The 11,292-nt window shown below is 36.8% G+C and carries 7 protein-coding genes, 1 tRNA gene and 1 pseudogene; 6 read left to right on the plus strand and 3 right to left on the minus strand.

The features are described 5' to 3' along the window. Nucleotides 1–56 precede the first annotated feature (56 nt). On the plus strand, nucleotides 57–1,319 hold the full coding sequence (locus ASF86_RS01085) for a GGDEF domain-containing protein (protein ID WP_056478595.1): 1,263 nt from the start codon (nucleotides 57–59) through the stop codon (nucleotides 1,317–1,319). Nucleotides 1,320–1,381: 62 nt separating this feature from the next. Here the strand turns inward: ASF86_RS01085 and argG are convergent, their stop codons facing one another. After that, entirely contained in the window at nucleotides 1,382–2,740 is a 1,359-nt protein-coding gene (argG, locus tag ASF86_RS01090) for an argininosuccinate synthase (RefSeq protein ID WP_080026529.1), read from the minus strand. Between the two features lie 446 nt (nucleotides 2,741–3,186). Between argG and ASF86_RS01095 the strand changes: the two genes are divergently transcribed. The 5 genes from ASF86_RS01095 (at nucleotide 3,187) to ASF86_RS01115 (ending at nucleotide 8,789) form a co-directional block, all read left to right on the plus strand. Next, complete coding sequence (locus ASF86_RS01095; protein ID WP_056478597.1) at nucleotides 3,187–5,217, plus strand: NADPH-dependent 2,4-dienoyl-CoA reductase; 2,031 nt, start codon at nucleotides 3,187–3,189, stop codon at nucleotides 5,215–5,217. 86 nt (nucleotides 5,218–5,303) lie between these two features. Continuing rightward, nucleotides 5,304–5,393, plus strand: a tRNA-Ser gene (locus ASF86_RS01100). 235 nt (nucleotides 5,394–5,628) lie between these two features. Continuing rightward, a complete protein-coding gene (locus ASF86_RS01105) occupies nucleotides 5,629–5,973 on the plus strand; it encodes a DUF3969 family protein (RefSeq protein WP_056478599.1) in 345 nt (114 codons plus the stop codon). A gap of 362 nt (nucleotides 5,974–6,335) precedes the next feature. Then, a complete protein-coding gene (locus ASF86_RS01110) occupies nucleotides 6,336–8,084 on the plus strand; it encodes an FAD-dependent oxidoreductase (RefSeq protein ID WP_056478601.1) in 1,749 nt (582 codons plus the stop codon). Nucleotides 8,085–8,465: 381 nt separating this feature from the next. Next, complete coding sequence (locus ASF86_RS01115) at nucleotides 8,466–8,789, plus strand: hypothetical protein (RefSeq protein WP_081407607.1); 324 nt, start codon at nucleotides 8,466–8,468, stop codon at nucleotides 8,787–8,789. 154 nt (nucleotides 8,790–8,943) lie between these two features. On the opposite strand, the gene ASF86_RS01120 is transcribed toward ASF86_RS01115, so the two are convergent. Both ASF86_RS01120 and ASF86_RS01125 read right to left on the minus strand, forming a co-directional pair. Continuing rightward, nucleotides 8,944–10,035, minus strand: a complete 1,092-nt coding sequence (locus ASF86_RS01120; RefSeq protein WP_056478603.1) for a M48 family metallopeptidase — start codon at nucleotides 10,033–10,035, stop codon at nucleotides 8,944–8,946. A 20-nt stretch (nucleotides 10,036–10,055) separates the two neighbouring features. Then, nucleotides 10,056–11,116: pseudogene (locus ASF86_RS01125) on the minus strand (YjgN family protein). Nucleotides 11,117–11,292 lie beyond the last annotated feature (176 nt).

The raw sequence follows: 11,292 nt of genomic DNA on the forward strand, positions 1-11,292 counted from the left end.
AGGCATTAAAAAATAATGTTATATTTTGTTAATGTGTAAGAGGCAGGAAACGGGTAGTGGTAAATAGGGGAAATGTACATGAATTACTCAAAGCAAAAGAAGAAATAGAATATCTGGTAACTTTACATACCCATCGTTATGCCAATACAGCTTTGCCTCATCAATTAGAAAAAAAATTCTGGTGCTTAAATCTTGAGCGAACAAAACAAAATATCTCAAAATTTTTAGCAAGTGGTGTTCTAACCTATCTTATTTTTATTTTGCTAGCGCTACCTACAGACTATTTGGTGATAGGTGTACCTTACATAACTTGGGATTTTATTTACTGCATATTAAGTGCAATTAATATTGCAGGTGCGCTACTGTTATTTTGGGTTTTTGCCAAGTTTAAAAAACTCTCTGAATATTTTTATATTGCTGCGTGCGGGATTGTATTTTTTACCATTATTGTCAATGCAATGTTGCTTCTTAGTGTAGGAAATATCGCGCTTAAAAATCAGTCGATGTTACTACTTTCTTTTTTATATATGCTCGGCTTTATCTTGAGCGGTATAAAGCCTTTGCATATGCTTTATGTCGGTTTGATCGCAGCCATTTGTGTTTTTTCTCTATTGATTTTATTGCAAGCAAATTGTGACTATATTGCTTTGGGAAGAGCACTATTTGGGAGCTGTATTTTAGGTTTTTCAATTAGCACGATGCTCACGTCTAGAGAAAGAAGCCTTTTTTTAAATAATCAGCTTGCTGAGCTTAACGAACAGATTTTACGTATTGAGGCATCTGAATTGCTTCATTTAAGTCAGCAAGATGCGCTCACTAAAATTTCTAATCGACGTACTTTCGATGAGATGTTCGACTTTTTCTACTATCGGGCAAAGCAAGAACAACGTCCATTGGCTGTTTTATTTATCGATATCGATTTTTTTAAAAACTATAACGATTGTTATGGACACCAGATGGGAGACAAGGTCATCTCATCTATTGCCTCTGCAATTAAAAATTCGATTCGTCATGTTGATTTTGTTGCTCGTTATGGCGGAGAAGAGTTTGTGGTTCTTTTGCCGAAAACACCGGCTCAAGGTGCCTATGCAGTGGCTGCCAATATTTATAAAGCTATAGAGAGTCAAGCGATTCCTCATGCTGCGTCATTAGTTTCTAAGCACGTGACCATTAGTTTAGGTTTTACTGTCTATACAGAAGGCTTAAGAGTAACTCAGGAAAATTTAATTCATGCTGCCGATCAAGCTTTATATCGGGCTAAGCAGCTTGGACGTAACCAGATTTATTATCAACCTTTACAAGTCGCCGAAATTGCCTGAATGAATTTTAAAAAATAAAAAGGCCACCTTAATAGGTGGCCTTTTTTGACGCTATAAGAAAATTATTTTTTCTTACTGTCTAATTGAGGAATAGCAGAACCTTGACCGATTGAAAGTAAACCAGCATCTGTATAGATACCAAGTTTTGCACGTGTATCGGTAATGTCGAGGTTACGCATAGTCAACTGACCAATACGGTCCATAGGCGAGAACATTGAATCGCCTTTTTCCATTGTTAAACGTTCAGCTTCGTACGTTAAGTTCGGAGATTCAGTGTTCATGATGGTGTAGTCATTACCACGACGAAGTTCAAGCGTAACTTCACCAGTAACTGCTTTAGCAACCCAACGCTGTGCAGTTTCACGCAACATCAGTGCTTGAGAGTCGAACCAACGACCTTGGTAAAGTAAACGACCTAAACGTAAACCGTTAATGCGGTATTGTTCGATTGTATCTTCGTTGTGAATACCAGTAACCAAACGCTCATAAGCAATATGAAGAAGGGCCATACCCGGTGCTTCATAGATACCACGAGATTTTGCTTCGATAATACGGTTTTCGATTTGGTCAGACATACCTAGACCATGACGACCACCAATACGGTTTGCTTCAAGAATAAGCTCAACCGGATTGTTAAAAGTTTGGCCGTTCAATGCAACAGGTACACCTTCTTCAAAGCGTACAGTCACTTCTTCTGGTTTGATTTCAACTTCGTCTTTCCAGAAAGCAACGCCCATAATTGGGTCAACGATTTTGATACCAGCATTTAAGTATTCAAGATCTTTTGCTTCGTGAGTTGCACCCAACATGTTTGAGTCAGTTGAATACGCTTTTTCTTTTGACATTTTGTAGTCAAAACCATTGTCGATCAGGAACTGTGACATTTCAGCACGGCCACCGAGTTCATCGATGAAGTTTTGATCTAACCAAGGCTTGTAAATTTTAAGATTCGGGTTGGTCAACAAACCATAACGATAGAAACGTTCAATATCGTTACCTTTATAAGTTGAGCCGTCACCCCAGATGTTTACGTCATCTTCTTTCATTGCAGTAACTAACATTGTACCTGTTACTGCACGACCTAATGGAGTCGTATTGAAATAAGGAACACCACCTGTACTGATATGGAATGCACCACACTGAATTGCAGCAATACCTTCGAGCGCAAGTTGTAAGCGGCAGTCAATTAAGCGAGCTTTTACAGCGCCGTATTGTTCTGCTTTCTTTGGAATTGCATCGTAGTCATCTTCATCAGGCTGGCCTAAGTTTGCAGTGTATGCATAAGGCTCTGCGCCTTTTTGTTTCATCCACAATAGAGCAGCTGAAGTGTCTAGGCCTCCGGAGAAGGCAATCCCAACTTTTTTGCCTACTGGTACATGCTGCAAGATAGTTGCATTATCAGTCATTGCTAATCCTAACATTTATAAAAAAGACCCCGTGTAGGTGGTCTCGAGAATTCTGAATGGCGGCTATTGTAGCACTATTCATGGTGCTTTTTTTGGCAAAAAAAGCATTAATTCACTTGTTCTGATTTGAAGTTTTAATTTGATAAAAAATCTAAGCGTATTTATAGAATGATAAGAGGTGAACGAAGTATTGTTGTCCAAATAAGAAAAGAATTTTAATGACTTAAAAAGAAAATAGGATGAATATGATTTGTCATCATTCTTGGCGTGATTATGCAGTTTTTATTATATAAATTGGAGAAAGAACCAGATTTCATTAGTGTTATTAAATAAAAGTAATACGATTGGTTTTTATGGATTGACCATAAGCTCCAATAAATTTCTTTACTGGGTCATCCAAAAGCGGAAAAAAAGTATTAAAGTACTATGCAACAAGTTGCAAAAAACTATTGGGACGCAGCATGACAAGTTACGCCAATCTATTAAAACCATTACATTTAGGCTTTACCACTATTAAAAACCGTGTGGTGATGGGATCCATGCATACGGGCTTAGAAGACCGTTTCTATAATTACCCTAAACTGGCTGCTTATTTTGAAGAGCGTGCCAAAGGTGGGGTTGGCCTGATTGTGACAGGTGGTATTTCACCGAACCGTCAAGGGTGGTTAGCACCTGCTGGCGGAACCATGAACAGTCTATTTGATGTTCCTCAGCACCGTCTGGTAACTCATGCTGTTCATAAACATGGCTCTAAAATCTTAATGCAAATCTTGCATGCGGGCAGATATGGTTACCAACCGTTTGTTGTGTCTTCAACAGCTATTAAATCTCCAATTTCGCCGTTTAAACCACGCCAGCTTTCTGAAAAAAATATTCTCAGCACAATTGACGATTATGCACAGTGCGCTGACATTGCCAAAAAAGCAGGCTATGACGGTGTTGAAATTATGGGCTCGGAAGGTTATTTAATTAACCAGTTTTTAAGTAGTCACGTGAACCAGCGTACTGATCGCTGGGGCGGTGACATTGAAAACCGTATGCGTTTTCCGGTCGAGATTGTTAAAGCGATTCGTGCCAAAGTTGGCGAGAAATTTATTATTTGTTTCCGCTTGTCTTTACTCGATTTAGTTCATGACGGTAACACCATGCAAGAAGTCGTGATTGTTGCCAAAGCTCTAGAAAAGGCAGGTGTAACTTTATTAAATACGGGCATCGGCTGGCATGAAGCACGTGTACCAACCATTGTAACGTCTGTACCTCGTGCGGCTTTTGTCGATTACACAGCTCATGTAAAACAACATATTTCCATTCCAATTATTGCTTCAAACCGTATTAACATGCCTGAAACTGCCGAAGAAATTTTGGCAACTGGCAAAGCAGATATGGTTCAAATGGCACGACCTTTATTGGCCGATGCTTTTTGGGTAAATAAAACGGCGACTAACCGCGTTGATGAAATTAATACCTGTATTGCTTGTAACCAAGCGTGTTTAGACCATGCTTTTAAAAATAAGCGTGTGTCTTGTTTAGTGAACCCGCGCGCAGGTCATGAAACTGAACTGGTCTATTTAAAAACCAAGCAGCCTAAACGTATTGCAATTGTGGGCGGTGGAGTGGCAGGAATGTCCGCAGCAACCGTTGCGGCAAGCCGTGGTCATGCGGTCACTTTATTTGAAGCGACTTCAGATGTGGGTGGTCAGTTTAACTTTGCTAAGGTGGTGCCGGGTAAAGAAGAGTTTCACGAAACTATTCGCTACTTTAAAGTCCAACTCGAAAAAACTGGGGTGGATGTACGTTTAAATACTCGCGTGAACCGTGAGCAACTTGAACGTGAAGGTTTTGATGAAGTGATTGTTGCAACAGGTGTAATCCCTCGTGCATTAAAAATTGAAGGTAGCAATGCACCACAAGTCCTTTCTTATGCTCAGGTTTTAAAAGGGGCAGAAGTTGGGCAAAAAGTTGCAGTGATTGGTGCGGGTGGTATTGGTTTTGATGTGTCAGAGTTTTTACTTAAACCTCCACATCAACCACAGCCTCAACCTTTAGCCGAGTGGCAACGTGAATGGGGCGTAGACCCAGATCCAAACTATATTTCTGAAGGTGGTATGCAACCACCAGTAGTTGAACTTCCCGTTCGCCAGATTTATTTACTGCAACGTAAAACCACGCCATTAGGTATTGGCCTTGGTAAAACTTCAGGTTGGGTACATCGTGCACAGCTTAAAAAGCATGGCGTACGTATGCTCCGTGGTGTGCAATATAAAGCAGTCACTGATGAAGGGCTTTGGATTGAGCACAATGGTCAAGACCAGCTTTTACGTGTCGATACGATTGTGGTGTGTGCAGGTCAAGAGTCGGTAAAAGACTTGATGCCAAAAGAAGGTGAGTCGACTATAGCGAACTACTACATTATTGGTGGTGCAAAGCTCGCAGCGGAGCTAGATGCTAAGCGTGCGATCAAAGAAGGAGCAGAATTAGCTGCTCGATTGTAATATTTGATGAAACAATACGCACTTGAACACAAAGCGATGATATTTTTCTTGAATAAAATGAATAAGCTTTGTATTCTTACGCACATGGAAGCGTGGCAGAGCGGTTTAATGCACCGGTCTTGAAAACCGACGAGGGTGTGAGTCCTCCGTGAGTTCGAATCTCACCGCTTCCGCCAAAATTCGAAAAGCCCCTGTTAATAGCAGGGGCTTTTTTTTATTTCTATGGCGTAAATTGACTGAGTTGCGTCAATATCTAGCCTGAAGGTTACCCTACTTATTCTGTAGGATTTAAAATGGCTCTAAATAGAAAAATTTAATATAGTTACTTAGATATAAAATGAATATATCGATTATTACTAAAGCCAGTTCAATAAGATTTTGAGATTAATATAAGAATGGTTGGAGAGATAAATGAGTAGATCTGGAAAAACTGATTTGGAAAAGTTAATTTTACTAGTTAATCTGGGTGTTTTACATTCTTTAAAAAATGATTATATAGATATAAATGAGGCTGAACATTTTTTGTATACTCCATATATGCTTAGACTTTTACAAGAAAATAATTGCTCTATCGACTTAATTAATATAATTCATAGAGGGACCGAACTAGAAGATCTTGGAGGAGTAAAGATTGATTTTAAAAGTGAAGTAGAAAAAATGTTTAACGAGTGTGAGGATATGATCAAGAATTTTCCTGAAACTAGTTTTGAATTTGAAAAATGGTATGATCAAAATTTATTTAATAAATATGGTTAACATATATTTAATATACAAAAAATATTGCTAATACCTTATTAGAGCTCAATACTATAGAAAGTAGTTTGTGAACTTTTAAAAATTACGAATAATTTTAGAATTTAAAAAATTATCAAAATTAATAAATAGCTATTATTGGATAGAGGTTGTATTTATGATGATTTTGTAAATAGGGGGTAATATAGGAATAATTTATATTTAAAAATTAGAGCGAAAGTTTATTTTACGCTTAATGTTGTGAATATTTTATTAATAACTGAGCTTCATTTTTTGAAGCAATATTATATCTAAAATGGTTGTTTTCTTTAAGTTTACGCAATAGCCATTTAGCTACCCAAGAATATATAAGTAATAGGATAAAAATGTTAGAAACTGATGTTTTAATTGTTGGGAGTGGTCCAGCTGGTTCTTCTGCTGCACTTATGTTAAGTAGTTATGGAATTAGAAATATCATAATAACTAAATATAGATGGCTGGCAAACAGCCCTCGTGCTCATTATATCAGTCAAAGAACTATGGAAATTATTCGAGATTTAGGGATATCTGATGAAGTAATAGCAAAAGCAGCGCCCAAGGAAGTTATGGGTGATGTTGTTTATTGCACATCTTTAACGGGTGATGAAATTGGACGTTTTCCTTATGGAATGAATCATCCAGAAAGAATGTCAGAGTACGCTAAAGCGAGCCCTTGTGAACAGTGCGATCTTCCTCAACACCTATTTGAACCTATTTTGCTTTCAAATGCGGCATCACGAGGAAGCCATCCAAGATTTGATACAGAATATTTATCTCATGTACAAGATGAGAAGGGTGTAACAGTTACTGTTCTAGATAGACTGACTAAAGAAACATACCTAATTCGATGTAAGTATTTAATCGGAGCTGATGGGGCGAGTAGCAAAGTTGTAAAAGATTTAGATTTACCTATGGCTGGTAAAATGGGGAAAAGTGGCAGTATAAGCATTATTTTTAAAGCCGATTTAACAAAATTAGTTTCGCATCGACCTGGATATCTTTGGTGGATTATACAACCTGGAGCAAACATTGGAGGGATCGGGTTAGGATTGTTGCGTATGGTCAGACCTTGGAATGAATGGCAGATTGTTTGGGGTTATGACATTGAAAAAGAAGAGCCATCTCTTACCGATGATGAGGCGATTGCAATTTGCAAACAGCTTATTGGTGATAACGAAATTGAAATAAATATAAGTAGTAAGTCGTTATGGACAGTAAATGAAATGTATGCAGAGCAGTATTCGAAAGGTCGAGTTTTCTGTATTGGTGATGCAGTCCATCGCCATCCACCTTCGAATGGATTAGGTTCAAACTCATCTATACAAGACGCTTATAACTTATGTTGGAAATTAGCATTTGTATTAAATGGCAAAGCGGGTCGTGGTTTATTAGACAGTTTTAATGAAGAAAGAGCACCTGTTGGTGAGCGAATTGTTAAGCGAGCAAATCAAAGTATTAGAGAGTTCTCTACAATCTTTTCTGCTTTAGAGTTAGATGGAAAGTACAGTACAGAGACGATGCAAGGAAGCATAAATGCCTTAAGCGAAGGTAATGAAAAAGGTGCTGTTAAACGCCGTGATTTAAGATCTGCAATTGAATATAAAGCTTATGAATTTGCTGCCTTAGGCGTAGAAACTAACGTACGTTATCATTCATCAGCAATTGTTGGAGCAGAATATAATATTGAAAATAAAATAGATTTTAGTAGAGATGAAGATCTTTATTATTATCCCTCATTTACTTCTGGCCATAAACTCCCACATACATGGTTAGTCAAAAATCATAGAAAAATATCAACCTTAGACTTAATCGGAAATGGAGAATTTACGCTTTTCTGTTGGTTACAAGGTGACAAATGGAAGTTTGCAGTAGATAACATTAATTGCCAGCTCAACTTAGATATTAAAGTTATACAGATAGGTCCAAAAAGAGAGGTTGAAGACTCTTATGGAGAACTTTCTCGCTCTTGGGGTAATGATGAAAATGCCTGCATAGTGATCAGGCCAGATGGCTATATTGCTTGGCAAAGCAACAACATTGAGTCGGCTGACAATGAATTGCACAAAGCCATGTCATCAATACTTAGTTTAAATTAGGATCTCACCCGCCAAATTCGAAAAGCCTCTGTTAAAAGCAGGGGCTTTTTTTATGTGAATGTTTTTAGTACTTAGAAACCTATATAAAAATTTGGATTGAGTTGGGCAGATTTAGATTTCAGCTTAATTTTATATTTTTTAGTTAATTGCATCCTCATAATGGTCAATATCTTGTAATTGTTTGAAGAATTCTTTCGGGTCAACTATTGCTGCTATATGTATAATTATGCGTAAAATAGCTCTTTATAATACTAACCCCTTTGCATCCCTAACTTGCAAAGTAAAATCGATCTCGGTATACGCTGAATTTAAATTAATAAATATGGATAGTTCATGAATTTAATAAATCACTGTAATAAGTTATTTCTTGCAATTTTTCTTATGATGAATCTTTCAAATACATATGCTGCAAAGATACAGGCTGTAGATGTTGAAGTACAAGAGAGTGCTGTAGACGCAATGGAAGCAGCTGGAGCAGAAGCTGTAGAGGCTAGTGGAGGGGAGGCTGCATGCCGTGCTGACGAGGCGTGTGATGTTGCATCTGCTGTTTCTGAGGATGAAATGTATGGTGGCATTCAACAGGAATATGTCGTAAAAGGTTGTAAGGTAACCATTTACAATGATGGACCGGTGAAAATGGTCAATATAAAGACAGATCAACCATGTGATGCTCCACTTCCTAAAGACCATAAATTTTCTAGATAGAGCTTGTGAATCTATAAATTATTTTGTGCGCCTTTAAAAATGTTTTAGTACTTAGAAACCTGTATAAAAATTTGGATTGAGTTAAGCAGATTTAGATTTCAGCTTAACTTTATATTTAATAGTGTCTTGGGAATGAATCTTCGTTTTCTACTATTTAATCTTTAGCATGTTGTTTTTTCTCAAAATCATGAACCATTCGAATACGCTCTTTAGTTGCAGGATGAGAAGATAAAGTATCAAGAACAGCTGTAGATAGTTTATTAGCTGAAGATTCTTCTTGAGAAGTTGGTGGGTTGGACTGATTTTTTTTATCGATACCTTCTTCTGTTGTATCGCTTAAACGTTGTAAGAAATTTGCGAAGTGCGAGACTTCTATATGCTTCCTATCCATCAGCTGTAAAGCATATAGATCGGCTTCGGACTCAAATTTACGTGAGTAATTTGCACCTATCATAGCAGCAGGTAATGAGGTAAATAAGTCTGAATTATCTCCTGTCATTGCAATGTATAATATACTTAAGCCTAAACTAGTTAACCCTTGTTGCAAACTATGGCGATAAACCAAATGGCCTTGTTCATGGGCTAATACGCCTAAGATTTCCTGATTAGTATGTGCCATTTTGATCAGTTCATCTGTGACGATAATCGTATTATTAGGTAGCGCTACAGCATTTGCTCCTAAATGATCGCCTTTACGGAAGACTAATTTGGCTGGTCTGTTTTCAGCAATAGTATTCAAATATTGTTTAGTAATTTGGTCTTTTTGAGTTTGTGCTAATTGGCTGGGTGCAGTCCAATTATTTAATACATAATTCTCGGCTTCATCACCTAGTTTCTTTAAGGTATTCTCTGGTAATTGAAAAGCAAGATAATGGGATGTGGCTGGAACACCCCATTTCACTAGACTGATCGCAAAAGTAATCACAAAAATTACACTAAAAAGAATAAGACTCGGAGAGCGTTCAAGTTTCCAGATCGAATGTTGAACCTTTTTAGTTGTGTAATTAAACCATTCAGGTAATGCACTATGAAATTCAATCCGTGCATCATCAGATAATTCAATTACTGGGTGTAACTGTCCCAGCGCACCAATCAATTTCATATCAGTATATTGATAATGACGTTGTTGTTCTAATTGCTCACCATACCGAATGAGAACTTCAGATTTAGATTGAGCTGAAATCTGAGCACGGTGAGGTTTAGACACTATGCCATCATAGAAAATGATATCTACTGCTTGGGACATAAATTATTAAACTCAGATTATTATAGAGAGATGTCAATATCAAAAATATCACTGATTTCTTCAGCTAAAGCACTTTGTTCTTGCTGAGCGAGATTCATCATTTGATCTGGATCATCTAATAAAATTAAACTCATCGATTCAATCTGATATTTGTGAATACGAACCGCAGCCCAAGCAGACATTAAACCTATGGTTAAGATTTTTACAATCCAGTTTGAAGCTACAATCCATGCAAAACGCCATTGATTACAGTCTGTTTTAAATTGACTGTTTCCAACTGTCGTATTGTTCCATGTAGTAATAAAAATACGTGCAGCAATTAATGGATAAATAAATAATCCAATAAATGCATATACCATAACTATTCAGAAATTGTTCCTGCCATAGCAAAGTAAATTATTGAAAAAATAGCAATTATACCAATTGCAATAAAAACTGGGATATAAACTGCTGCCATATATGCAGACCATTTCGCGTTTAATTTAAAATTTAATTGTCCAGCATATAAGTTGTTAAGATAATATTTTTTATATAGCCAAATAGCTACAGGTGTAAAGATTCCTAATGTGAAAATATATACCAATATACTCAAAAGAAAGACTTTATAAGATTCTTTTATCGTTCCACCAAAATAAAAACGTACGTTGCTGAACTTACTATTTCTTGCCGTAAAACGCAAAGTAGCACGAATTAGCCAAGGTACTGCTGTATATAGTGCAACTAGTCCAACCACAGTCGCAATCATTGAATACTGTGATGAAATTGCAAATATTGCGTAAATTCCTAATGCAATTAAACGTCCAATCAAAATCTTGGTTGGAATGCCTGTAAAATCAAAGCGGCGTTCAAAAAATTCAGTATTGCCATAGAAATAGCGTAAGCGACGAACTTTAGCCCACGGTGCATATAAGCTTAAAGTAATAATAGTTAAAAGAATATTAACGATCCAGATTCCAAAATATTCTGAAGCTTTACCATGAAACTTAAAATGATAAATTCCTGATTGAGAAATTGGTGGTGACGTAATATTTTGATCCTCATTCAAATCTTGAGGAGATGAGGGTAAAGCTTGTTCTTGCATTTTATTCTCTTTATTGAAACTAAATGATCTTGATTGAAAGTAATAGATAATTAGAAAACTATTGAGAATATTATATATTTTTTATAAATTGAAAGAAATAGAATGAAAAGCAAACAACTATTTTTACCATTATATTCTTATTGAGTTGTTCGGAGCAGAAAGCTGATCGAGAGAAG

The organism is Acinetobacter sp. Leaf130 (assembly GCF_001423205.1).
Taxonomy (GTDB): Bacteria; Pseudomonadota; Gammaproteobacteria; order Pseudomonadales; family Moraxellaceae; genus Acinetobacter; species Acinetobacter calcoaceticus.

Bases quoted from the DNA above. Each gene is read 5' to 3' on its own strand.
- ASF86_RS01115 (WP_081407607.1), top strand. From the start codon at position 8,466: ATGATGAATCTTTCAAATACATATGCTGCAAAGATACAGGCTGTAGAT.
- ASF86_RS01105 (WP_056478599.1), top strand. From the start codon at position 5,629: ATGAGTAGATCTGGAAAAACTGATTTGGAAAAGTTAATTTTACTAGTT.
- ASF86_RS01120 (WP_056478603.1), bottom strand. From the start codon at position 10,035: ATGTCCCAAGCAGTAGATATCATTTTCTATGATGGCATAGTGTCTAAA.
- ASF86_RS01095 (WP_056478597.1), top strand. From the start codon at position 3,187: ATGACAAGTTACGCCAATCTATTAAAACCATTACATTTAGGCTTTACC.
- ASF86_RS01110 (WP_056478601.1), top strand. From the start codon at position 6,336: ATGTTAGAAACTGATGTTTTAATTGTTGGGAGTGGTCCAGCTGGTTCT.
- argG (WP_080026529.1), bottom strand. From the start codon at position 2,740: ATGTTAGGATTAGCAATGACTGATAATGCAACTATCTTGCAGCATGTA.